This is a genomic window from Helcococcus sp. SA-HE-C1 (assembly GCF_985670335.1).
Genome location: NZ_OZ484652.1, coordinates 57,391 through 80,677 on the forward strand (window position 1 = coordinate 57,391; position 23,287 = coordinate 80,677).

At 28.3% G+C, this 23,287-nt stretch carries 25 protein-coding genes and 2 pseudogenes; 17 read left to right on the forward strand and 10 right to left on the reverse strand.

What is annotated here, in order from left to right:
• The first annotated feature begins 144 nt into the window (after positions 1–144).
• Positions 145–605 (forward strand): annotated as a pseudogene (gene tnpA, locus AC4KN9_RS00260) (IS200/IS605 family transposase).
• Positions 606–813: 208 nt separating this feature from the next.
• Here the strand turns inward: tnpA and AC4KN9_RS00265 are convergent.
• The 7 genes and pseudogenes from AC4KN9_RS00265 to AC4KN9_RS00295 form a co-directional block, all read right to left on the reverse strand.
• A pseudogene (locus tag AC4KN9_RS00265) lies at positions 814–930 on the reverse strand (hypothetical protein); the annotation flags it as partial.
• A complete protein-coding gene (locus AC4KN9_RS00270; RefSeq protein ID WP_491016693.1) occupies positions 891–1,145 on the reverse strand; it encodes a hypothetical protein in 255 nt (84 codons plus the stop codon). The pseudogene AC4KN9_RS00265 and the gene AC4KN9_RS00270, both read right to left, overlap by 40 nt.
• A 329-nt stretch (positions 1,146–1,474) precedes the next feature.
• Positions 1,475–2,356, reverse strand: coding sequence for a type II restriction endonuclease (locus tag AC4KN9_RS00275; RefSeq protein WP_491016694.1), 882 nt, complete (start codon positions 2,354–2,356; stop codon positions 1,475–1,477).
• Complete coding sequence (locus AC4KN9_RS00280) at positions 2,346–2,618, reverse strand: DNA-methyltransferase (RefSeq protein WP_491016695.1); 273 nt, start codon at positions 2,616–2,618, stop codon at positions 2,346–2,348. The genes AC4KN9_RS00275 and AC4KN9_RS00280 overlap by 11 nt, the downstream gene beginning before the upstream one ends.
• A gap of 26 nt (positions 2,619–2,644) precedes the next feature.
• Positions 2,645–3,058, reverse strand: coding sequence for a DNA-methyltransferase (locus AC4KN9_RS00285; protein WP_491016696.1), 414 nt, complete (start codon positions 3,056–3,058; stop codon positions 2,645–2,647).
• A gap of 98 nt (positions 3,059–3,156) precedes the next feature.
• A complete protein-coding gene (locus AC4KN9_RS00290; RefSeq protein ID WP_491016697.1) occupies positions 3,157–3,990 on the reverse strand; it encodes a DNA adenine methylase in 834 nt (277 codons plus the stop codon).
• 301 nt (positions 3,991–4,291) lie between these two features.
• Entirely contained in the window at positions 4,292–4,555 is a 264-nt protein-coding gene (locus AC4KN9_RS00295; protein WP_491016698.1) for a hypothetical protein, read from the reverse strand.
• A gap of 610 nt (positions 4,556–5,165) precedes the next feature.
• On the opposite strand from AC4KN9_RS00295, the gene dnaX reads away from it, so the two are divergent.
• From dnaX to AC4KN9_RS00325, 6 genes are all read left to right on the forward strand, one after another.
• Positions 5,166–6,812, forward strand: coding sequence for a DNA polymerase III subunit gamma/tau (dnaX, locus tag AC4KN9_RS00300; RefSeq protein WP_491016699.1), 1,647 nt, complete (start codon positions 5,166–5,168; stop codon positions 6,810–6,812).
• 24 nt (positions 6,813–6,836) lie between these two features.
• The gene (locus AC4KN9_RS00305) at positions 6,837–7,172 is read left to right on the forward strand and encodes a YbaB/EbfC family nucleoid-associated protein (RefSeq protein ID WP_491016700.1); all 336 of its coding nucleotides are present in this window, start codon (positions 6,837–6,839) and stop codon (positions 7,170–7,172) included.
• A 52-nt stretch (positions 7,173–7,224) separates the two neighbouring features.
• The gene (gene recR, locus AC4KN9_RS00310; RefSeq protein ID WP_491016701.1) at positions 7,225–7,824 is read left to right on the forward strand and encodes a recombination mediator RecR; all 600 of its coding nucleotides are present in this window, start codon (positions 7,225–7,227) and stop codon (positions 7,822–7,824) included.
• Between the two features lie 85 nt (positions 7,825–7,909).
• Positions 7,910–9,031, forward strand: a complete 1,122-nt coding sequence (locus tag AC4KN9_RS00315) for a hypothetical protein (RefSeq protein WP_491016702.1) — start codon at positions 7,910–7,912, stop codon at positions 9,029–9,031.
• A gap of 114 nt (positions 9,032–9,145) precedes the next feature.
• Complete coding sequence (locus AC4KN9_RS00320; RefSeq protein ID WP_491016703.1) at positions 9,146–10,201, forward strand: FAD:protein FMN transferase; 1,056 nt, start codon at positions 9,146–9,148, stop codon at positions 10,199–10,201.
• Between the two features lie 93 nt (positions 10,202–10,294).
• The gene (locus tag AC4KN9_RS00325) at positions 10,295–11,143 is read left to right on the forward strand and encodes a MurR/RpiR family transcriptional regulator (protein WP_491016704.1); all 849 of its coding nucleotides are present in this window, start codon (positions 10,295–10,297) and stop codon (positions 11,141–11,143) included.
• 306 nt (positions 11,144–11,449) lie between these two features.
• On the opposite strand, the gene AC4KN9_RS00330 is transcribed toward AC4KN9_RS00325, so the two are convergent.
• The gene (locus AC4KN9_RS00330) at positions 11,450–11,761 is read right to left on the reverse strand and encodes a PTS lactose/cellobiose transporter subunit IIA (protein WP_491016705.1); all 312 of its coding nucleotides are present in this window, start codon (positions 11,759–11,761) and stop codon (positions 11,450–11,452) included.
• A gap of 1 nt (position 11,762) precedes the next feature.
• On the reverse strand, positions 11,763–12,065 hold the full coding sequence (locus tag AC4KN9_RS00335) for a PTS sugar transporter subunit IIB (protein ID WP_491016706.1): 303 nt from the start codon (positions 12,063–12,065) through the stop codon (positions 11,763–11,765).
• Positions 12,066–12,302: 237 nt separating this feature from the next.
• Here AC4KN9_RS00335 and AC4KN9_RS00340 point away from each other — a divergent pair, with 237 nt between their 5' ends.
• From AC4KN9_RS00340 to AC4KN9_RS00380, 9 genes are all read left to right on the forward strand, one after another.
• Positions 12,303–12,515 carry a hypothetical protein gene (locus AC4KN9_RS00340; RefSeq protein ID WP_491016707.1) on the forward strand — a complete coding sequence of 71 codons (213 nt, stop codon included), beginning with the start codon at positions 12,303–12,305 and terminating at the stop codon, positions 12,513–12,515.
• A 7-nt stretch (positions 12,516–12,522) separates the two neighbouring features.
• Positions 12,523–13,836 carry a PTS sugar transporter subunit IIC gene (locus AC4KN9_RS00345; protein WP_491016708.1) on the forward strand — a complete coding sequence of 438 codons (1,314 nt, stop codon included), beginning with the start codon at positions 12,523–12,525 and terminating at the stop codon, positions 13,834–13,836.
• Between the two features lie 15 nt (positions 13,837–13,851).
• A complete protein-coding gene (locus AC4KN9_RS00350; RefSeq protein ID WP_491016709.1) occupies positions 13,852–14,913 on the forward strand; it encodes a MupG family TIM beta-alpha barrel fold protein in 1,062 nt (353 codons plus the stop codon).
• 14 nt (positions 14,914–14,927) lie between these two features.
• A complete protein-coding gene (gene murQ, locus AC4KN9_RS00355) occupies positions 14,928–15,836 on the forward strand; it encodes an N-acetylmuramic acid 6-phosphate etherase (RefSeq protein ID WP_491016710.1) in 909 nt (302 codons plus the stop codon).
• Positions 15,829–15,927, forward strand: a complete 99-nt coding sequence (locus AC4KN9_RS00360; RefSeq protein ID WP_491016711.1) for a PTS sugar transporter subunit IIB — start codon at positions 15,829–15,831, stop codon at positions 15,925–15,927. The genes murQ and AC4KN9_RS00360 overlap by 8 nt, the downstream gene beginning before the upstream one ends.
• A 19-nt stretch (positions 15,928–15,946) precedes the next feature.
• Positions 15,947–17,248 (forward strand): PTS transporter subunit EIIC, encoded by a 1,302-nt coding sequence (locus AC4KN9_RS00365; protein ID WP_491016712.1) that lies wholly within the window; start codon positions 15,947–15,949, stop codon positions 17,246–17,248.
• A 30-nt stretch (positions 17,249–17,278) separates the two neighbouring features.
• On the forward strand, positions 17,279–19,024 hold the full coding sequence (locus tag AC4KN9_RS00370; protein WP_491016713.1) for a glycoside hydrolase family 3 protein: 1,746 nt from the start codon (positions 17,279–17,281) through the stop codon (positions 19,022–19,024).
• On the forward strand, positions 18,996–19,487 hold the full coding sequence (locus AC4KN9_RS00375; RefSeq protein WP_491016714.1) for a hypothetical protein: 492 nt from the start codon (positions 18,996–18,998) through the stop codon (positions 19,485–19,487). The genes AC4KN9_RS00370 and AC4KN9_RS00375 overlap by 29 nt, the downstream gene beginning before the upstream one ends.
• Positions 19,488–19,635: 148 nt before the next feature.
• On the forward strand, positions 19,636–20,805 hold the full coding sequence (locus AC4KN9_RS00380) for an IS256 family transposase (RefSeq protein WP_491017909.1): 1,170 nt from the start codon (positions 19,636–19,638) through the stop codon (positions 20,803–20,805).
• 303 nt (positions 20,806–21,108) lie between these two features.
• Here AC4KN9_RS00380 and cbpB read toward each other — a convergent pair whose 3' ends face one another.
• Complete coding sequence (gene cbpB / locus AC4KN9_RS00385) at positions 21,109–21,561, reverse strand: cyclic-di-AMP-binding protein CbpB (protein ID WP_491016715.1); 453 nt, start codon at positions 21,559–21,561, stop codon at positions 21,109–21,111.
• Between the two features lie 142 nt (positions 21,562–21,703).
• Here cbpB and AC4KN9_RS00390 point away from each other — a divergent pair, with 142 nt between their 5' ends.
• On the forward strand, positions 21,704–23,260 hold the full coding sequence (locus AC4KN9_RS00390; protein WP_491016716.1) for an N-acetylmuramoyl-L-alanine amidase family protein: 1,557 nt from the start codon (positions 21,704–21,706) through the stop codon (positions 23,258–23,260).
• Positions 23,261–23,287: the final 27 nt, after the last annotated feature.

The window sequence follows — 23,287 nt, forward strand, 5'->3', positions numbered from 1 at the left end:
TATTTTTATTGTGGGTTTACCACAATAAAACCCCCGGCTATGCCGGGGGAATCAATAGCTTTAGCTTCAAGAAAAAATCCTCCCGTGATAAAATTGATGTAGTCTGACAAACTACACAATTAAATACGAGAGGAGACAATCCATATGGATAAAAATAGTTTATCACATACAAGCTGGAATTGTAAGTATCATATAGTATTTGCACCAAAATATAGAAGACAAATAATATATGGAAGAATTAAAGAAGATATTGGAAAATACTTAGAGATTTGCTGACGAGAAAAAATATAAATATAATAGAAGCAGAATTATGCCCTGACCATATTCATATGTTGATTGAGATTCCACCTAAATATAGTGTTTCAGAAATCATGGGATACTTAAAAGGAAAGAGTAGTCTAATAATATTTGATAGACATGCACATTTAAAGTACAAGTATGGAAATAGAAATTTTTGGTGTAGAGGGTACTTTGTAGATACAGCAGGAAAAAATGCAAAGAAGATACAAGAATATATAAGAAATCAGTTAAAAGAAGATTATACAGCTGATCAAATAAGTATAAAAGAATATATAAATCCGTTTTCTGGAAAGAAAATGAAATAAATATAAAGTAAACAAGGTGCTTTAGCACCAGTTGAGAAACTAGTGCAGTTGGCAGACTTTCAATGTGCACAAGGTGCACAGCAGGAAAAAGCCCCTTATAGGGGCAGTGCAAACCACCAGCTAAGCTGGTGGTTATGATTCTAAAGACACTCAACTTATTGCCGTCTTTATCTTTCCATACTATCCATCCGTTACTAGACACTCCAATTACAAGCGCTCCAGCAGTTGATGGAGAACTACAAATTACATCTTCCATTATAATATTATTATCTATCCTAGCGTTTTTTATAATTTCAGGAACAAATCCTTTTTTTCTGGTGCACAGATACTTCCTTTTAAGACTTTAAATATTCCATCTTCAACTATTGCTTCACCTTTAACCTTTCCGAATCCTCTGACTTTTCTATTTAAGTAATATCTTCCACCAAGAATAAATACTGAATCGGATTTTATCTCTAATTCTTTAATAGAATCATTAAATATTTCTTCTTTGGTTTTTTCTTTAGGATATACAATTGTTCCCTCAAATGATGAAAGCAAGTTGATAACTAAATTTTCGTCTAAAGCATATAGCTCTGTATTTGGAACCTTGCTTTTTTTAAAATTTCATCAATCAACTTTTCTTTTTCATCATAATCTTTCACTTCTATAGCAAATCTACGAGTCAATCCTGTAACATTAGAATATCCGTTTTTTTTTCTAATATATACATCCTTGATTCATAGTTGTTTCTACCGGTTTACCCTATTTTTAGAAGACCAGGAACTACAATTGTCATTACATAAATTATACCTTTGGACATTTTTAGCCTCTGTTTTATTTAATAAAATATATTTTTATAAGTTTAGCAATATTTGAAGACATAGTTTTTATTTACTTAAAATATCTTTTAGAAGCCCATCACTAAAAATCATGTGAAGGTTTAATATATTATTTATTTCTTCCATAGCTTCAGTAATTGGGTTTATAGCTGTTTTCCATCCTTGTCCATCTGTTACCCATATAAAACTAATATTTTCATCTCCACTTATTAATCTATTTAAATTCATAAATTCACCGCATACAGATTTTAGCTTACTACCTCCACCATTATAGTAATTTGTTTCAATTAAAAATAGTTTATCTATAGTTTTATTGTAGATAGCTAAATCAAAACTTCTATTCGCTTTATCAGTCGGAACAATTTTCCCCCATTTAGATTGAATTTGAGAAGATTTAGCTTGAGAAATATATTCAAGATTGTATTCCTTAGAAATACTTGAAACATACTCTTCTACAATTGTTTCCATATTAGTTCCGCTTCTATTTTTTCTTCCATTACTATCTAAACCTGCTTCAACACCATATACATAATCTACAAGTGATTTATTTGCATGATTTTTAATGAAATCTAATAATCCTACGCTTTCACAAAAATCTACATAAAGGTCTATATTATCTTTATCTATGGTCTTAAAATTAAGGTTTTTGTAAGTCATTACAAATTCATTTAAGTCTAAGATTACAATCTCTTTATTTCTTTCCGCAATTAATGACGGTATCGTCCTTATGAGTTCAGGTTGCTTTCTAAAAAGCTCTCTTGTCTCATTTATAATATCATCTTTTCCTACTAAATAATTTAATGTGTTTAATTCTAACTCAAACTCATTCGTATTCCTTACTACTTTTTCCCAATTAATAAAATAATTAGGGGTTTTGTTTGACATAGATAAAGTATCAATAAAATACTCTAACCTATTACTATAATTCATATTTTACTCCCAAACTTTTTATTCGTTTTTCTGCAATTTCTAAATATTCTTCACATTTTTCTATACCAATAAATTTTCTATTTAATTTTTTCGATACAACTCCTGTAGTTCCAGATCCTAGAAAAGGATCTAGTATTAAATCATTCTCTTTTGTGGAAGATTCAATTATTCTGTGTAATAAATATTCTGGTTTCTGTGTAGGATGTTTTCCATATATTTTCTCTATTTTAGGAGTTAATGCTCCTTCCCAAACATCTTTCATTTGTTTTCCATCATTATATTTTTTCATTAAATCATAATTATAATAATGGCGAGCTTTTTTGTTTTTTTTCTAGCCCATAGAACAGTTTCTGTAGAATGAGTAAAATATCTACAAGAAAGGTTTGGAGGAGGATTTAATTTTTTCCATGTAATATTGTTTAGAATCTTAAAACCTTCTTGTTCAAGTGCCATGCCTACAGAATAGATATTGTGCAATGTTCCAGATATCCAGATTGTTCCATTTGGTTTTAATAAATCTTTAGCAATTTTTATCCAAGCTCTATTAAATTCGTGTTTTTCTTCTAAACTACTAGCTTTATCCCAATCTCCTTTATTTACAGATACTACTTTCCCTCCGCTATTAGATATTCCACCATTACTTAAAAAATATGGGGGATCTGCAAAGATCATATCAAAACTTTCTTTAGGTAATTTTTTCATTATTTCGAAGCAGTCTCCCAAAATTAAGCGAATATTTTTCTCTTTATAATAGTTAATTTTATAGCCTCCTAGTAAATATATTTAAAATGAAAAGATAATTAATAATTAGTAACAATTACTTCTGATATTTCACCACGTTTTGAAGCGACAGAATTAATACTCCTTTTAGCTTTCACTTCATGTATATTAAATTCCTTATATAGTTCTAAGGTTATTGGCGAGTATGAATTTGATAACATACAATAAACATTTTTTCTTGTAAGTTCTGAAAACACATCTCTTAATCTAATTTGATCTTCATAATAGAATCCTTCATCAGTATAAGATGTAAAAGAACTAGTTTCATTTATAGGAATGTATGGAGGATCAAAATAAACGAAATCTCCTGCTTTACAAGTTTTTATTACTTCTTCAAAATCTTTATTGAAAATTAATATACCTGATGAATTTAAGTATTCACTTATATTTTTCAGAAGTTCTTCGTCTACAATCTTTGGATTTTTATATCTCCCATATGGTACATTAAATTGATTTTTTGAATTTACACGATACATGCCATTGAAACAAACCCTTAACATATACATTATCCTTGCAGCTTTTTGTGTATCTGATAGAGAGTTTATCCTCTCATCTCTATCATAGCTTCTCAAATTTAAAAAATATTCTTTTGAATTGTTTTCTTTATGATATTCTAATTCTTGGACAAGATTTCTCAAATCATCTTTTATTGCTTTATATGATAATATTAAATCCGAATTCATATCATTAATTACAGCATTTTTAGGTTGTAAGTAAAGAAACAAAGCTCCTCCACCTACAAAAGGTTCATAATACGTATTATAAGATTCTGGTAACAATCTCTCTATTTCATCTAGTAATTGCCTTTTACCTCCAACCCATTTTGTAAAAGGTTTAATATCATAGTTTTTCATCTTTTTCTCCATTATATCAAATGTTAAAATTCAAAATCTACCAACTTTATTAAAATTTAGTCTTTATATTATTTATTAAGTAAATTCTTTATACAATTTTCAAAAATCCGTTACACTATTTCTTTCTTATAGGTTTCATTTATATAGGTATATCATTTATTATAGATATTTAGATTATCTAATGATTTTTTTAACTCAGATATCACGAATGTTTTTTATCATTTGATAACTCTGGTTTATCATAAAGCATAATTCTTATATTTAGATATTCTCTATAGATTTTTTACAGACTAAATAATTTTCATATAATTTTTTTTGAGATTATACCGTCTTCTAATAAATCATATATAATATTTTTATTCTGAATTGGTAGATTTAATAAATTACTCATATACTCATCTTCATATATTAGTTTGTCAAAATTACAGTTTGGAACTATATAATTATTAATTATATCATCATTATAGATATGTATGTTATCTAAGCACATTTCATAAATATTTTTGAGAATAATATTTGCTATTTCATTTTTTTCTTTTTCTATTTGTTTATGATCTATTTCCATTTGTTTACGTTCTATAAAATAGAACATTGTCATATATAAAACTATTACTATTAATATGTTTAAAATTTTTTAATTTATATCTTTAACATTTATTCCTACTTTAGTTAATATATTAATATAATCTAAAATCATATATACTATGAGAATTAAAAACAAAAATCTAATTAGCTTTCTTTTTTCATCTTGACTCCTATACCTTAAAATATAAATTTACATAAATTAATTATACCAAATCTTCCTATATATTGAATCAATTTATTATTCTTTTTAAAATTTCAATTCTTCCAAAATGTTCAATAAATAAAAAATATTCCACTATTGACAAATGAAAAATATAAAGGAGATGCATTATTACAAAAGACATTTGCAGTGGATTTTCTTACTAAAGAAAAGAAAAAGAATGAAGGTGAAATTTCTTAATATTACGTAATAGGAAATCATGAAGCTATTATTCCAGTAGCAACATTCAATATGTATCTGGTATAAAGTCCAACTTTTTGGGGTCACCTTAGAATAATATTTTCAAGGTTTTTTTATATACATATATTCTTATAACGCTAAATAGGATAAAACTATATATACTTATGGTATAATTATTTTGAGGTGATTTATGAGGCAAGCATTATATAGAAAATATCGTCCAAAAACTTTTGAAGAGGTTTATGGTCAGGATAATATCGTAAATATTTTACGAAATCAAATTAAAAATAATAAAATTTCACATGCCTATATTTTTTCAGGAACGAGGGGAACAGGCAAGACTTCTACTGCAAAAATATTTGCAAAAGCCGTAAACTGTTTAGATTTAGAGTCTGGAATACCTTGTAACAAATGTCAAAATTGTATTGCTATTCAAGAAGAAAGTAGCATGGATATTGTTGAAATGGACGCGGCATCAAATCGTGGTATTGAAGATATAAGACAACTTCGTGAGCAGGTTATATATCCTCCTACGCTTTTAAGATATAAAGTATACATCATAGACGAAGCTCATATGATTACGAATGAGGGATTCAATGCGTTATTAAAAATAATGGAAGAACCACCTAAACACCTAATATTCATTTTGGCAACTACAGAAATTGAAAAAATACCTAATACAATACTTTCCAGAACGCAAAGATTTGAATTTAAATCACTATCTATAAAAGATATAAAAACGCAAATAAAAAATATCTTAAATATAGAAGGTGTTTCTATGGAAGAGAGGGCTGTAGAAGTTATAGGGACAGTAGCTTCTGGAGCGATGAGAGATGCTTTAAGCGTATTAGACCAAGTGATTTCTATAGGAAAAGATGTTATTAACGTTGATGATGTCTATGATTTACTTGGGGTGTTTAGTGATGATATTAAGAGATCCTATTGTAAAGCGATATTTCAAAAAAATATAAGTGAGTTGTACAAATTAATTGATGAAGAATTAAATAAGGGAAAAGACCCTAATCATTTTATTAAAGAGATAATACTATTTTTTAATGATTTAATTTATATGAAAATAGGAGTTAAGGAAAATATCGTAGAAAATCTTCTTGACAATATAAGTTTAGAACAATTGGTAAATAGTACCGATATATTGATAGAATATGAAGAAATTATGCGAAAAAGTGATAGTTCATCAATACTTTTTAAGATAGCATCGACAAGGTTAATTAGTTTTATGCCAAGAAAACAAATTGAGGCGAAAATTAAAAATCTTGAAGATAGAATTTCGTACTTAGAAGAACATGGAGCTATAAATCAAAAAAATATAACAACAAAAGAGTTATCAAAACAAAGTGTAAATGTAGATGATATTGAAAAGGTATTTACCGAATATGATGATTTGGAAAAAAAGAATGCTGAAAAGAGCAACTTAGCAGAAGAAAAAGAAAATAAGGAATTAAAAAAAGAAGAGCTCATTGAAAATACAGATTCAATTAAGAAAACTAAAAATTCAGAAAATCATACACAAGTGCTATTAAAAATTTTAAGAGAAAAATATCCGCACACGAAATTGCTTTTGGAAGGGTTAAAAGACATAAAACAAAGATCCAATAAAATAATTTTATACATTAGTAAGGATAAAATTAATTTTCATTTAGGTATGAATCTCTATTTTGTAAAAGCTAAAGAAGATTTAAAACGAGTAGTGGGAAAAGAATATGAAATAGAATGTAAAGAATTTAAGGAATCATCTTTAAAAAAAGAAAGTTCGGATAATATAAATAAGTTGAAAAAAATTTTTCCAGAGGATAAACTAATAATTAAAGACAAGTAAGGATAAAAAAAATAGGAGGAACAAATGGCTAAAAGAGGTGGATTTGGCGGTGGAAATATGGGTCAAATGATGAAACAAGTACAACAAATGCAAAAGAAGATGGAAGCTACTCAAAAGGAAATTGAAGAAGCTAAAGTTACTGCTAGTTCTGGTGGAGGAATGGTTGAAGTAGAAGCTAATGGTAAAAAGGAAATATTATCAATCAAAATAGATCCAGAAGCCGTAGATCCAGAAGACGTTGAAATGCTACAAGATTTAGTTTTAACAGCTGTAAACGATGCTATTAAACAAGTTGAACAGCTTTCAGAAACTAAAATGGGTAAAATAACAGGTGGTATAAACTTACCTGGTATGTTTTAATAAAATTATGACTTTGAGGTGGCGCAGCCACCTTTTTTATTGTGAGGTGAATATGTTCAATTATCCAAGTTCTTTAGAAGAATTAATAGAATCTTTAAGAAAATTACCATCAGTAGGTAGGAAATCAGCACAAAGGATGGCTTTGCATATAGTCGATATGGATGTAGAGAAAATAAATTCATTAATTATATCTTTGGAAAGTGCAAGGGATAATATTACTAGATGCGAAATTTGTGGGAATTTGACTGAAGATAAAATTTGTAGTATTTGCAAAGATACTAGCAGAAATTCAGAAATTGTTTGTGTTGTAGAGGATGTTACAAATCTTTTAACAATAGAAAATACCAATACATTTAATGGAAGATATCATGTGCTAAAAGGTTTAATAAAACCAACTACAATGCTTGATACTGCAAATATAGGAATAGACGCTATTGTAGATAGGGTTAAAAATGAAGATATTACTGAAATTATATTTGCAATATCGCCTACAGTTGAGGGGGAAACTACTATGCTATTTATAAAGGAACTTTTAAGAGATTCAAATGTTAAATTTACGAGAATAGCAAGTGGTATACCCGTAGGAGGAAATTTGGAATATTTTGATGAGATAACATTGAGTAAGGCGCTAGAAGATAGAAGAGACCTATAATGACAAAAAATTGACAAAGATACAAAAAATATATATAATAGATATAGAAAATTTATTTAATCAAAAAGTACATATGGAGAGGGATATGAAAAAAATAAATTACTTACAATATTTACAAATTACGTTGATGGTAGTGATTATTGTATTATTATTAACTAACAGAAAAAAAGAAACTCCAAAAGAAGTTATCAATGAAACAAAAACAGAAACTAAAATTGAAACTTTAAAAGAAACTTCTAAGGAAAAAGACAAAGCGGAAACATCAAGTAAAACAAATAAAAAAATTGCAAAAGTTGGCTTAGGTAAAATTATTAAACTAAATGCCAAAGAACGTGGTGAAAATATTAATACAGAACAAAATGCAATTTTTGCGACAGTATCTTTTGATAAGGATGGTAAAATTATAAAAGCTGAAATTGACAATGCTCAGTCAAAAGTTGGGGTCACAAAAGAAGGAAAATTTGAAAAACCAATTTCAGAATTAGAGTTCATGACTAAAAAAGAACTTGGAGATAAATATGGAATGAAAAAGGCGTCAGGTATTAAAAAAGAATGGCATGAACAAATGAAATCTTTTGAAGAATATATTGTAGGAAAAACAGCAGATGAAGTTGCAGGAATCCCTACAACTAAAAAAGACGAAGGTCATCAAAATGTACCTAGTGAGGCTGATTTAGTATCTTCAGTTACAATTGACATTGGAGACTATCAAAAAGCTGTTGTAAATGCATGGGAAAACGCGAGAGATGTTAAGGAAGTTGCAAAAGTTAACTATAAGGCGATTACATCATTAGGAAATATGACAAAAGAATCTGCTGATGGAAAAGGTGCTAGTGTTCAATATGAAACAGTAATAGCTGTTGTAGCGACTAAAGAAGACGGCACAATAGTAGAAGCGTTTTTAGATAATGCTCAAAATACGGTGCCATTAAATCAAGACGGAACTCCATCAAAAGATTTACCTAAAGAGGGAACGACAAAAGTTCAACTTGGAGATAAATATGGCATGAAAAAAGCTTCAAAAATAGGAAAAGAATGGTTTGAACAAGCTAAAGCTCTCGAGGGCTGGACAAAAGGTAAAAAACACTCAGATATTTCTGCATTAGAAGTTGACGAAAAAGGAAAGCCTAAAGACGCTGATTTATTATCATCAGTTACAATAAAAGCTAATGTATACTTAAAAGCTTTATCAGAAGCAGCAAAATAAAAATATAAATTAATAGAAGTTGTCAAAGGTAACAAAGGTTATCTATTGACAACTTTTTTATTTGGGTGATTTTATAGTATAATATGCTATACATGCAAAGGAGAATAATTTAAAATGAAAAAGAGTTTAATCATAATTGTTTTAATATTAATTTTAGTAGGATGTTCAAATGAAAAGGTGGAAAAGTTTAATAAAACTTTTTATGATACATTTGATACTCAAATTACATATTTAGAATATGCTAAAAATGAAAAAGAATTTAAGAGAAATTCGAGCTTTGTGGAAAGCGAATATAAGAGATTGCATAAGTTATATGATAATTATAAAAATTATGAAAGTATTTCAAATGTGAAAACCATAAATGATAATGCAGGAAAACAACCGGTAAAGGTAGAAAAAGATTTACTAGACTTAATAATTTTATCAAAAGAAGCACACGAAAAAACTTTAGGCAAGGTAAACGTTGCAATGGGTTCAGTGCTAGAAATATGGCATAATTATAGTCAAAAAAATTCAGGTCGTGATGAATTTGAAACGGAATTACCTAAAAAAGAAGATATTGAAGAAGCTGGTAAATATACAGATATAAATGATGTTGAAATTGATAAACAAAATAGTACTGTGTATATAAAAAATCCCAAAGTTAAAATAAATTTAGGAGCAACAGCGAAAGGTTATGCAACAGAATTAATTTCAAAAAAACTGGAAGAAAAGGGAATAAAACATGCTTCAATAAATGCTGGTGGAAATGTCAGAACTATAGGAGAACCAGCAGATGGCAGAAAGACATGGGGAATAGCCCTACAAAATCCTAATTTAAAAGCGAGTGAATATTTAGATGTCTTGTTCTTAGATGGTTCATGGTCAGTAGTTACAAGTGGTGATTATCAAAGATTTTTTAATCATAAAGGGAAAAGATATCATCATATAGTTGATCCTAAAACTTTTTACCCTGAGACAAGATATAGATCAACCTCAGTACTAGCAAAAGACTCAGGATTAGCAGATATACTTTCTACAGCCGTTTATTTATCAACTAAAGAGGAAGCAGAAAAGATAATAAAAAACTACGGGATAGAAGCGGGAATAGTCTGGGCTACAGATGAGGAAAAAACTAATACTAAGTTTATGGATAAATATCTAAAATCAAAAGGAGCTAAATCTAGATAATAGATATAATAAGAAATTAAATTGATTTTATGTAACATAAAAATATTAAATTATTTCAAATTAGCATAATAAAAATAGAATGGAATAGATGAAATGAAAAAAGTAATTTATAGATTAGAAAGTTACTATACAAGTCAGGCTACAGATGTAGAAAAGTCGGTAATTAAATATATTTTAGATAATATAAGAGAAGTTACAGAGATGGATATTCATACTTTAGCTAAGAAAGGCTATTGTAGTCCAGCAACCATTGTTAGAGTTTGTAAAAAAAATGGATTTTTAGGATTTAGGGACTTAAAACTCGCTCTTTTAAATGATATTAATTTCAATGATGAGTTAATTGAAAGTAATCTTACTAAAAATAGAAATTCTGGCGAAAAAGAAATTATTACAGAAATTTTTAATGAAAATATCAGATCGTTAAATAATACATATAATCTAATAGATTACAATCAGATAAATCAAATTGTAAAATTAATAGATAAAAATAAAATTATAAGATTGTTTGGAATAGGTGCTAGTTTTCTTGTAGCTAAAGATTTTCAACAAAAATTAGAAAGAATTAATAAACTAACTGTACTTTATGAAGATACTCATTTACAAATCATAAATTCTATGAATATACAGAAGGATGAAATTGCTATTGTAATTTCATACTCTGGACAAACTCGTGAAATTTTAGATATAGCTCAAAATATAAAATTAAATAATGCTAAGCTGATATCTATTACAAAATATTCAAACAATAAATTATTAAATATGTCAGATTTTAGTCTTAATGTCCCCAATATAGAGAATAATTTAAGAACGGCAGCTAGTTCGAGTAGAATTTCGCAGCTTATAATTATTGATGTATTATATAATGCATATTTAGAAATGTATAAGGATGAATTTTTGAAAAAAATAATAAAAACTAATGAAGTTTTAGGTAAATCTGAATAAATAACGTAAATTATATTTACTATCCTAAATAATGTTAAAAGTTATATTATCTTAAGTTTTTTACATTCCTAAAAGAGAGTAAACAAATTATTATAAAACTTAACAGAAATTTACTTTAATTATTAACGATGATCTTAAATTATATAAAAAAGAGAGCTATAATTATTAGATAAAACTAACTATTATAACTCTTTTTTATTTGGTAATATTGTATATAAACTTATTACTATTTGTATTAATTTTGTAGTTGTCTATATCAGTATTAATTTCAAGAGGAATTACAATATATAAATATAATACTTATATTTATATAATTTTTTTATAAACATCTATAAATTGATCCGCTAAAATTCCAAAGGATTCAGCACTCATTAATTGGTCTTCGGCATGCATCAATATTAGGTTGAGTTTTATAGGATCTTGAGTTTCATCGGCCTCTTGAGTGATTAGTTCTAGATGAACTTTATGTCCTTCATTAAAAAAATCGTGACCTTTCATAATTTTATTTTTTGCTAATTCAAAATTACCTTTTTTTGCTTCGTTAATAGCTTCTATAAATAGAGAACGTGCGGTTCCAACGGAAGCTATTATTTTAAAGCTGATTTCTTCTATATTCATATTATTCACCTATTACGCTTATAACACTTTTTATAACATTCTCACCATTCATCATTCCATAATCTACTGTTTCAATAACTTGGACATGTTTCTCTGGGAATGTTGATTTAACTTTTTCTAAATTAAATCTAACTTGCGGCCCTAATAGAATTATATCCGCATCTTTTCCATGTTTATCTATTTCTGACATTGGATATGCGTTTATATTTGCATCATAATTTATTTCTTCACTATACTTTCTCATTTTATTTACTAAAAGAGATGTGCTCATCCCAGCCGCACAGATTAAAACTATATTTTTCATCATACCTCCTAGCTTTTTATGTATATATAGTATCATAAAAAAAATATTGTGAAAAGGTTATTTTTAATGATTAGAAAATAAAAAACAATAAAAACCTATAATTTACCTTTTATTTACATATAATTTACAATCTTTTCAAAATATGAAACTTTATTTCATATTTTAATTATAACATTGTAAATGATTTCGATTTCTTATATCATATAATCATAATAAAATAATAATTTAGGAGGACAAATGATAGTGATAACTAGCCCGTTAATGCAAGATAAAGTTAAAAAAATATTGGAGAATGTTGAAAAATATAATTTAACTTACTTAAAAACCGAAGGAATAAATATTTTTTATGAGACAACTGATGACGAAGATGAAGTTTTATCAGAAGTTAAATATATTATAAAAAATAATCCAATAAGTTCTAGCTTAATAATTAAGGCAAGAAAGGAATAGTAATATTATGAATAAATTAACAAAATTTGTAGAAGAAAGAATAGCGCCTCCTTTAATTAAGTTTTCTCAAATGAGATACATTCAAGTTATGCAAAGAATGGGATTAGGAATAATGAGTCTATTAGTTATAGGTTCAATATTTTTAATATTTGCATCTTTTCCATATAAACCATATACAGATGCTTTGGGTGAATTTAGAAAAGTTTTAGCCACAGCTTCGGGAGTTGGTACGCAATTTATAGGTTTTTATACTGTTATAACTGTTTCTTATGGTCTAACAGAGTGGTACAACAAGAATAAAAATTATAAAATTGATATTATACAACCAGTTATCTTATCCACAGCGTGTTTCTTGTTATTAAATCCAGTTAAAACTGTTAAAGTTTTAGTTGAAAATGGACAAAAAGCTCAAAATTTTACAGGTATTCCGACTCAGTATATAGGTGCTTTGGGTGTGTTTACAGCGATTATAGTAGGTATAGTTTCAGTTGAAATTTATAGATTCTTCATTACCAAAAAAATTGTTATAAAACTTCCGGAAAATGTACCACCAATGGTATCTCAAGCTTTTGTAGCTTTAATTCCTAGTTTTGTTGTTGTTTTATTCTGGTGGATTTTAGGTCATGTTATTAATATAAATATACCAAAATTAATTCAATCAATATTTGAACCGTTAGTTAGTGTCGGGGATTCAGGTATAGCAGGTATTTTAGCATCATTTTTAAATAGGGTTTTATGGTCAGTTGGTATACATGGTGGTAATATTGTAGGTAGTGTAGGTGGAACAATTTGGGCTCAAATGGGAGCGGCTAATCAAGAAGCTTTAAGATTAACAGGAAGTTTACAAAACTTACCATATACATATACAGCAATTTATATGGATAACTATATATGGACTGGTCTACTTCCTTTAGCAGCGGTTATGGCTTTTTCAAAATCTTCAAGATTAAAATCGTTAGGAATATTAGCTTTGCCAGCTGCATTGTTTAATATAGGTGAACCTTTAATCTTTGGTATACCAATTATGATGAATCCTCTTTTAATGATTCCATTTATAGTTTCTTATGTTGTTTTAGCTATTATGTCTGTAATACTAACTACGATAGGGATATTGCCAGTACCAGTGTTAGCTGTCCCTTGGATAATGCCAGCTCCTATAAAAACATTTTTGGCTACTAACGCTTCAATATTACCAGCTCTATACGTTGTGTTAGGATGGTTGGTAATGGGGGCTATATTCTACCCATTTATAAAAATAATGGAAAAACAAGATTTAGAAAAAAATATGGATATTGGAAAAGAGTATTTAAGTAGTAAGTGATTTTAAGGAGGGATAATGCTGGGAATATCAGTATATTTGTCAGAACCTATAAAAGAAATACAGAGATATATAGATAAATCTAAAAAATATGGTGTTAAAAATATTTTTACATCAATGCATATTACTGAAGAAAATAGTAAAGATATAATAGAAAAAATAAAAAAACTATCTAATTATGTAAATGAGAGGGATATGAGTCTAATGATTGATATTTCAACAAATACTCTATCTAAATTTAATTTCACATTTAACGAACTGATTGATTTTTATCAATCAATTGGAATTAAAAAACTAAGAATTGATTATGGTTTTTCTACAAAGGATATTTTTGAAATTAGCAAAAAGTTTGAAGTTATATTAAATGCGAGTACCATTGATGAAAAATATTGTAATTTACTAGAAAAAGCAGGGTTAAATCTTAAAGAAATTACTGTTTGTCATAATTTTTATCCAAGGGTAGAAACTGGTCTTTCTGAAGAATTTTTATTAGAGAGAAATAAATTTTTCAAGAAAAAAGGATTTAAAATACAAGCATTTATTCAAGGTGATGAAAAATTAAGAGGTCCAATTTTTAAAGGGCTTCCTACACTTGAAGATCATAGAAATATTTATACGTTTACAGCATATCTCGATTTGATAGAAAACTATTTAGTTGACGAGGTTTTAATTGGCGATATTAGTGTAAAAAATGAAACGTTTGAAAGGATTTTTGACTATTATAAAAATAGAACTATTGTACTTAAGCTAGAAAGTTATAATATAAATAATCATGAGGTTGAGAAATATTTTTGGAAAGAACACAAGAATCGTAAAGATTTTTCTAAATATGTAATCAGAAGTACCTTATCAAGAGTTGAGATAAAGTCTAAAATTGAACCTTTTAATTCGATAGAAAGAAAGATTGGTTCAATCACAATTGATAATAAATTATATGGTAGATATAATGGTGAAATTCAGATAGTGAAGGTTAATTTGAATCAAGATGATAGAGTTAATGTTTTAGGTAATATAGACATTAAAGACATACCCTTATTAAAATATATTAAGGGTGATATAAAATTTATATTTAAGAAATAGAAAGGAGTTTGCAATTGATAGATTTAAGTGACATAAAAACAGAAAAAGAAAATCCCAATTCTATTAATTTTAGTGAGATGAGCATACTAGAATCTGTAAAACTTATGAATAAGGAAGATATAAATGCCGTGAAGTGTATTGAAAACGAGTATGAAAATATATCTAAATTGATAGAAAAAACGGGAGAATGCTTAAAACAAGGTGGTAGAATAATTTATATCGGAGCAGGTACAAGTGGAAGACTTGGTGTCTTGGATGCTGTAGAATGTCCTCCAACTTTTGGTGTTGATTATGAAACTGTAGTGGGAATTATAGCAGGTGGAGAAAATGCATTTGTAAAGGCTAAAGAAGGAGCGGAAGATAATCCTATCCTGGGAGAAGAAGATTTAAGAAAAATAAATTTAACTTCTAAAGATGCGGTTATAGGAGTTGCTGCGAGTGGTAGAACTCCGTATGTAATTGGAGGTATAGAATATGCCAATAAAGTAGGAGCTATAACGGGTTCGATAGCTTGTACCGATAATAGTGAGATAGGTAAAATTAGTAGGTATCCTATAGAAGTAATTCCAGGGCCTGAGGTTTTAACAGGCTCTACAAGGCTAAAAGCTGGCACATCAACTAAATTAATTTTAAATATGATTAGTACGATAAGTATGAAAATGGCGGGTAAGGTTTATAAAAATTATATGGTAGATTTAAAATTGTCCAATAAAAAATTACAAGTTAGAGGTATTAACATTGTTAAATCAGTAACCGGTGTAAATGATAAAATTGCGATTCGAAAACTAAGTGAAGCTAATGGACATGTTAAATTAGCTATTGTAATGATAATATTAAATGTAAAAAAAGAAGATGCTGAGAAGATATTAAAAAAATCTGATGGAAATATTCAAAATATAAATATAGGAGAAAAACATGAATAATTTAGATTTGGCTAAAAACATTATAAGTTATCTAGGGGGAAAGGATAATATAATAAATATCTTTAATTGTATGACAAGGTTGAGATTCTGAGATTAAGGATATTTCAAAAGTGAATGAAGAAGAATTAAAAAATATTGAAAGTGTCTTGGGGGTGGTAAAAGAAGGAAATAGCTATCAAGTGGTTTTAGGACCAGGTAAAGCAAAAAAGGTAACAGATGAAGCTATAAAATACCTTAAATTATCAAGAAATGAAAAAGATACAGATTGGAAAAACAACAAGAAAAAAATTAAGGATGGACAAAAAGATAATGTTGTAAAAGGTGCATTAAAAGTTATTGCGGATATATTTATCCCGATGATTCCTGCTATAATTGCAGCTGGGATATTTTTTGGTTTTTCAAATCTAATAAACCAATTAGTCCAACAAAAGGTTCTATCAGAATCGTTTAAGACAGTATCATTAATATTTAGCTTATTTAGTGGAGGATTTTTAGGGTATTTTGCAATTTATACAGGTATAAAATCTGCTGAAGTTTTTGGAGCAACACCAGCACTTGGTGGTATGATAGGAGCGATCAGTATTGGTTCTAATATTAATGAAATTTCAAAAATATTTGGTCTATTTAATGAAAAAATTCCTCTAGAATCAATTTTAACAACGGGTAAAGGTGGAATCATTGGTGTGGTTTTCGGCGTTTGGTTATTGTCAAAAGTTGAGAGAAGAATAAGAAAATCAGTCCCGGATGTTTTAGATTTAATAGTAACTCCGTTTGCGTCAATATTATTTACAGGATTAATATTCGTTTTTGCGATAATGCCGGTAGCTGGATTTTTAAGTGACGGACTAGTTTCTATTTTATCAGTAATTATTAATTCAAATATTACAATAGTAAGAATACTGAGTGGATATATTTTAGCGGCTGTATTTTTACCTATGGTGCTGTTAGGTTTACATCATGGATTAATTCCTATTTATGCGATTCAGTTAGAGCAAATGGGAGGCGTATCTTTATTTCCGGTATTAGCTATGGCCGGTGCTGGTCAAGTAGGAGCTGCTATTGCGATTTACATGACAGCTAAAAAAGTTGGGAATCAAAAATTGGTTAAAATAATTAATGGTGCATTACCGGCTGGATTCCTAGGTGTAGGAGAGCCTTTAATATATGGTGTAACATTGCCTTTGTTTAAGCCTTTTATCACAGCAGGATTAGGTGCTGGATTTGGCGGGGCTTTTGTAATGTTGATGAATGTAGTGTCAACAGCATGGGGACCTAGTGGTTTAGTTGCTATACCATTGATGAAAGGATATATGGGAATGCTCTATTACTTTATTGGTCTAGTGATTTCTTATATTGCTGGATTTATAATAACAAAATTAGTGATAAAAGATAATGACGTTATGGAATTTTAGTGCTTTATTTAATCTTAGAAAGGAAATATTATGAAAAAATTAATATCAACATTGCTAGCGTTTACAATAGTGTTCGGTATGCTTCCTATTAATCAATCAAGAGCGATTGATAGGAACGTTTCGAAAACTATATCAGAAAAAATAAAAAATATGACATTAAGAGAAAAAATAGGGCAAATTATAATGCCAGATTTTAGAAAATGGAAATCTGAAGGTGATGATATAGAAAAAAATGTCACAACATTAAATCCTGAAATAAAAAAAATAATTAAAGAATATAAATTTGGTGGAATAATACTATTTGCCGAAAATGTAGTTGATACTGAACAAACAACAAGATTAACTAGCGAATATCAAAAGTTAGCTTTAGAAAATAATTTACCTCCATTTTTATTATCTATTGATCAAGAAGGTGGTAAAGTTGTAAGGTTAGGAACAGGTACAAGTTTACCGGGGAATATGGCTATAGGAGCTACGAGAGATTTAAAATTAGCTTATGAATATGGAAAAGTTATTGCAGAAGAACTAGATTCTTTGGGGATAAATGCTGACTTAGCACCAGTATTAGATGTTAATAATAATCCGAATAATCCCGTAATTGGAGAGCGTTCAATTTCTTCTAACCCTGAATTAGTTGGAGAAATAGGAGCTCAATTAGTAAAAGGTCTTCAAGAAAATAAAGTAAGTGCTGCTGTTAAGCATTTTCCAGGGCATGGAGATACAGAAGTAGATAGCCATATTGGATTACCAGAAGTGAATAAAACAAAAGAAGAAGTTATGAAGATGGAATTGCTGCCATTTAAGAAAGCTGTCGAAGAAGGCGTAGACATGATAATGACAGCTCATATTTCATATCCTAAATTAGAGAAAGATAAAGCGATTTCTAAGAAAGATGGAAAGGAAGTATCAATACCGGCTACATTATCAGATGATATATTGACTGGAATAATAAGGGAAGAAATGAAATATAAAGGAGTAATTATAACCGATGCTCTAAATATGCAAGCTATAGCGGATCATTTTGGTCAAGCTGAGGCTAGCTTAAGAAGTTTTAAGGCTGGAGCTGATATATTATTAATGCCAGTTATAATGCGTAGTAATGCAGATGTTGAAAAATTAGAAAATGTATATTCTATACTAGAAAAGGCTGTAAAAGACGGTGAAATATCAGAAGAAAGACTGAATGATTCAGTAAGAAGGATATTAGAACTAAAAGAAAAAAGAGGAATTTCTGATTTATCTAAATATAGTCAACCTGTTGAAGAAAAAGTGAAGAATGCACTTTCTGTAGTTGAATATAAAAAACATTTAGAAGTACAGAGAACTATAACACAAAAATCTATTACAGTTGGTAAAAATGAAAATATGTTACCATTTAAGCCGAAATCTGGGGAAAAAGTCTTGATGTTAGCAGCTTACAATAATGAAATTCCAGGATTAAATTATGGTTTTGATAGACTTCAAAGAGAGGGTATAATACCAAAAGACGTAGAATACACAACTGTAGCTTATAACAAAACAACAACAAAAGAGCAATTAGAAAAACAAATGGAAGGTTATGATTATATTGTTGTAATAAGTGAAATAGCGAAACAATCTCAACTATCTCCAGAGTCATGGCAATCAAATGTTCCTCAAATGGTTGTTGATATTGCTAATAATAACAATCAAAATCATGTGGTATTAAGTATTGCAAAACCTTATGATCTAGATAGATATAAAAATGCGAAATCTTTAGTTCTTGCATATGGTGCTAAAGGTATGGATCCTGACTGAAAAAGGTTCAGATCCTGTAAAAACTTTTGGGCCGAATATCCCTACATCTTTGGATATAATTTTTGGTAAAGTTGCATCATCGGGTAAATTACCAGTTGATATTCCTGAAATTACAGAGGATTATAAATACGGAAAAATCAAATATCCATTTGGATACGGTTTAGTGACTTTGATTAATGATCTTAATGATAAAGTAGTTGAAAAGGAAAAAGAGACAGCTAAGGAAACGGAAATAGAAAAAGAAAAAGAAACAGCTAAGGAAACAGAAACTAAAATAGAAACAAAAAAAGAGAATGAAAAAAATCATGAAGATATTAAACCAGAGAAAGGTGATAATACACCATCAGGTAATGTTTTGAATCCTGAAACAGGCGATAGAGGAATTTTGCCTTTAGTAGGTATTGCAATGATATCAATTATAGGGTATTTAGTTTTGATGTTTATGAAAAGAAAAAACAAATAAGATTTAAGATTGAAATCTAGACTTTATAGTAGAGACTGTGTAAAATTTTGTGTATAGAAACCTCCTGATTAGGGTAAAGAAAAACTAATTAGGAGGAATTTTTATGCCAAGAAAAAGACCAGAAACAAGACTAAATAAAATAACTAAAATGTTACTAGAAGAATATCAACCAGAAACTGCTCAGGATTTACAAAATGCACTTAAAGACCTTTTAGGTGATGCAATAGAACAAATGCTTAAATCTGAACTTGATGAGCATCTAGACTATGAATATGGACAAGTTCCACTATCACTAAACACTAGAAATGGATCAAGTAAAAAGACTGTTAAATCTTCATATGGAAATATAGATCTTAATATCCCAAGAGATAGAGATGCTTCATTTGAACCACAAGTACTTAAAAAATATGAAAAAGACATATCAAATATAGAGAATCAAATAATATCAATGTATGCAAAAGGTATGACTACTAGAGACATATCAGCTCATATTAAAGAAATTTATGGTTTTGGATTATCAGAAACTATGGTAAGTAAAATAACTAACAAGATACTTCCAACAATAGAAGAGTGGCAAAACAGACCACTAGATAAGGTCTATCCAATGGTGTTTTTAGATGCAATCCACTATCATGTTAGAGAAAATAATATTGTAGTTAAAAAAGCTGTTTACATAGCTTTAGGATACAATTTAGAAGGCTTTAAGGAAATACTTGGTATGTGGGTTGGAGAAAATGAATCAAGTAAATATTGGCTTTTAGTATTAAATCAATTAAAAGAACGTGGGCTAGAAGATGTATTAATCTTCTCAACAGACAATCTACCAGGATTTACTCAAGCAATAGAAGCAGTCTATCCAAAAGCAGAAATACAAAAATGTATAATACATCAAATAAGAAACTCTACTAAATATGTATCATACAAAGATATTAGAGAGTTGATGAAGGACTTAAAGTCAATATACAAAGCATCTACAGAAGATTTAGCACTAACCAATTTAGATGTATTTGAAGATAAGTGGGGTAAGAAATATCCTACATGTGTATCTTCATGGAGAAATAATTGGGCTGAATTATCAACATATTTTAAGTATCCTGAAGGTATTAGAAAGATGATATACACAACAAATGCTATGGAAAACTTTAATAGACAGTTAAGAAAAGTAACTAAAAATAAAGCAATATTTCCAAATGATTATGCATTACAAAAAAGTCTTTATCTAGCTATGGCAGATGCTTCAGCTAAGTGGACTAGTAGAATAAGAGGTTGGGATAAGGTGTTATCACAATTATCAATATATTTTGAAGGGAGGATATAATAAAAAAAATAGAAAGCAATAGTAAAAAATATCTGCAAATTTTTAACAAAATTTGACAGTGTATTAATAATGTGTAAAATTAAGTTAAGCTTCATTTCTTAAGAAATGAATGTCTATTGATACAAAAAATGTATCAACCCATACCCTTTAATATCAGGAAATAGGTTGATACACAAAATTATTTACAGACCCTTATAGTATTTTATATTTAGAAAACTCCTGATTAGTATAAAACAGTCAGGAGTTTTTATTTTTGAAAATATAAAAGAACAGTTATATAAAATAGTGAAAATATTAAGAACACTAATCAAAAACTGATTTATTGCTATGAGCGAGTCGATTAAATTGTTTTAAAACGGCACTTCTCGTAATCATACCTTTATAGTTGTTTTCAACATCTATTAAATTTATAAAATTATAATCTATTAATAATTTAAGTACTTGTTCTAAATCAAAATTCTCGTTTATTACCGCATAGTGTTCGTCAACATAGTCTTTAACTTTTAAATTATGTAAAGCCTCAAACCCGTTGAACAATTCTTCATCAAGTTTTTTATAAATTTGATGTAAGGATATTAAGCCTATAAACTTTTTGTCATAATTTAAAACTGGGATTTGAGTAAAGTTTGATTCCCTTAAAATTAGCATAGCATGGCTTAAAGAGTTGTCTTCAAAAACCATAGATATATTACTGGTTTCGGTAACTATACAAGATGTATCATTTAAGAATAGATTTTTAGTTTCTTTATTTATCATTTTTTTACCTCATAACTATTATAATATATAGAAATTTCAATTTCAAAATTAAAATCATCTACAACTTTGTAATATAAATGTTACTATTTTGATACATATATGATATAATTTAATTAATATAGAAAAAAAGAAAGAGGTGTTTATGAAAGTGAAGAAAATCAATATAAAACTAATGGTATCAGTATTATTATTTGCTATCTTATTACCATTTGGTTTAAATTTTGCGACTTCAGGAGCTTTTAATGATAAAGAAAAATTGAAAAAAGTTGCTGAAAAGTATAATTTAGAGGCTAATCTAGAAAATTTAACAATAAATGTGCCTAAAGACATAGATGTATACTTAAATTCGTATGATGCTAAAAATAAAAAAAATTCAGTTGCTAAGTATTCAGCAGGGGATTATTACGTTTATAAGTTAGCTAATAGTTCAGTTAATATTTCAAAAAACAAAGCATCTTCAGGTGGGTGGGTTAGTTTAGAAAGTTTAAGAAATACAAAAAAATCAAAAAAAGTGGTATCAAATGATAAATTTGCATTGACTAAAACAACCGATGTTTTTTTATCAGCATATGATGCGGCTAAAGATGAAAATCCTGTAAAAAAATATAACCCTGGTGAATATTATATTTTTAAGGAGCTTGGAGATGTAATAAATATTTCTAAGATTAAAAATGTACCTGGAGCATGGGTTAAAGCTTCAGAAGGAGTAAAGGGTTCTGATAAATCCAAATTAGATGTTGTGGTAACAAAAAAACCTTCTGAAAAACAATCTAAGGCTTCTGAAAAATCAAAAGAATCTTCAGATACAGATGTAAAAGTTATTTTAAAAGAAAGAACTAAGGTTTATATTACTGCTTTTGATGCTATATCAGGAGTTAACTCACCTGGAACAATGGGATCTGGAGAATATTATATTTATAAAGTATCTGGCGATGCTATAAATATCAGTAAAAATCCAAATCAAGCAGGTGGATGGATACTTAAATCTGTGGTGGAGAATGGTTCTGATTCAAAAATAAAAGAAGAGACTAAAGAAGTGTCTCCTTCAAAATCTAAAGAAAATAAAAAAGAATTAGATACAGATTCAAGTAATAACACAAAACATAAGAAGGGCAATTTCTTACTTTACTTAAATCCTGGTCATGGCCCAGGAAGGGTAAGTAATAGAGGTGGTTTATTATTTAATGAAGGTGATCAAAACTTTGAATTTACACAAACTATAATAAAAGCAGCTAAAAAATATGCGAATTTAACTGTTAAAACAACTAGAAGTGTAAATGATTCAGATCCTAGCTTATCAGAAAGAGCTAGAATGTCATCAGAAGCAGATTTATTTATTTCAATTCACTCAAATGCAGCGAGTCCAGAAGTTAGAGGAGTTGAGATGTGGGGAAGTAACTCGAATAAATCTCATCAATTTGCTAAGGAAGTAACTGAAGCTTGGGAAAGATTATTAAACACAAAAAATAGAGGTGTAAAATATGCTAGAACAAGTGGTGGATTTTCTAGGTCAGCTAATTTAGGTGATGGAGATATTTGGGGAGTATTTAGAGGAAATAGAGCTAAAGAAAAATATATTTTAGAATCTGTATTCCACACAAACTATAAAGATTCAAAAGTTTATTTAGAAAAACAAGAAATTTTAGCGGATAAATTATTAGAATTAGTTGCAAAACACTTCGATTTAAGGTTAAAATAATAAAATAAAGGCTTCTTACTGAGAAGC

Bases quoted from the DNA above. Each gene is read 5' to 3' on its own strand.
- AC4KN9_RS00295 (WP_491016698.1), bottom strand. From the start codon at position 4,555: ATGGAAATAGATCATAAACAAATAGAAAAAGAAAAAAATGAAATAGCA.
- AC4KN9_RS00290 (WP_491016697.1), bottom strand. From the start codon at position 3,990: ATGAAAAACTATGATATTAAACCTTTTACAAAATGGGTTGGAGGTAAA.
- AC4KN9_RS00345 (WP_491016708.1), top strand. From the start codon at position 12,523: ATGAATAAATTAACAAAATTTGTAGAAGAAAGAATAGCGCCTCCTTTA.
- AC4KN9_RS00325 (WP_491016704.1), top strand. From the start codon at position 10,295: ATGAAAAAAGTAATTTATAGATTAGAAAGTTACTATACAAGTCAGGCT.
- AC4KN9_RS00320 (WP_491016703.1), top strand. From the start codon at position 9,146: ATGAAAAAGAGTTTAATCATAATTGTTTTAATATTAATTTTAGTAGGA.
- AC4KN9_RS00340 (WP_491016707.1), top strand. From the start codon at position 12,303: ATGATAGTGATAACTAGCCCGTTAATGCAAGATAAAGTTAAAAAAATA.
- AC4KN9_RS00370 (WP_491016713.1), top strand. From the start codon at position 17,279: ATGAAAAAATTAATATCAACATTGCTAGCGTTTACAATAGTGTTCGGT.
- AC4KN9_RS00335 (WP_491016706.1), bottom strand. From the start codon at position 12,065: ATGAAAAATATAGTTTTAATCTGTGCGGCTGGGATGAGCACATCTCTT.
- AC4KN9_RS00315 (WP_491016702.1), top strand. From the start codon at position 7,910: ATGAAAAAAATAAATTACTTACAATATTTACAAATTACGTTGATGGTA.
- recR (WP_491016701.1), top strand. From the start codon at position 7,225: ATGTTCAATTATCCAAGTTCTTTAGAAGAATTAATAGAATCTTTAAGA.
- AC4KN9_RS00330 (WP_491016705.1), bottom strand. From the start codon at position 11,761: ATGAATATAGAAGAAATCAGCTTTAAAATAATAGCTTCCGTTGGAACC.
- cbpB (WP_491016715.1), bottom strand. From the start codon at position 21,561: ATGATAAATAAAGAAACTAAAAATCTATTCTTAAATGATACATCTTGT.
- AC4KN9_RS00350 (WP_491016709.1), top strand. From the start codon at position 13,852: ATGCTGGGAATATCAGTATATTTGTCAGAACCTATAAAAGAAATACAG.
- AC4KN9_RS00285 (WP_491016696.1), bottom strand. From the start codon at position 3,058: ATGAAAAAATTACCTAAAGAAAGTTTTGATATGATCTTTGCAGATCCC.
- AC4KN9_RS00275 (WP_491016694.1), bottom strand. From the start codon at position 2,356: ATGAATTATAGTAATAGGTTAGAGTATTTTATTGATACTTTATCTATG.
- AC4KN9_RS00380 (WP_491017909.1), top strand. From the start codon at position 19,636: ATGTTACTAGAAGAATATCAACCAGAAACTGCTCAGGATTTACAAAAT.
- AC4KN9_RS00375 (WP_491016714.1), top strand. From the start codon at position 18,996: ATGGTGCTAAAGGTATGGATCCTGACTGAAAAAGGTTCAGATCCTGTA.
- AC4KN9_RS00360 (WP_491016711.1), top strand. From the start codon at position 15,829: ATGAATAATTTAGATTTGGCTAAAAACATTATAAGTTATCTAGGGGGA.
- dnaX (WP_491016699.1), top strand. From the start codon at position 5,166: ATGAGGCAAGCATTATATAGAAAATATCGTCCAAAAACTTTTGAAGAG.
- AC4KN9_RS00305 (WP_491016700.1), top strand. From the start codon at position 6,837: ATGGCTAAAAGAGGTGGATTTGGCGGTGGAAATATGGGTCAAATGATG.
- AC4KN9_RS00390 (WP_491016716.1), top strand. From the start codon at position 21,704: ATGAAAGTGAAGAAAATCAATATAAAACTAATGGTATCAGTATTATTA.
- AC4KN9_RS00280 (WP_491016695.1), bottom strand. From the start codon at position 2,618: ATGAAAGATGTTTGGGAAGGAGCATTAACTCCTAAAATAGAGAAAATA.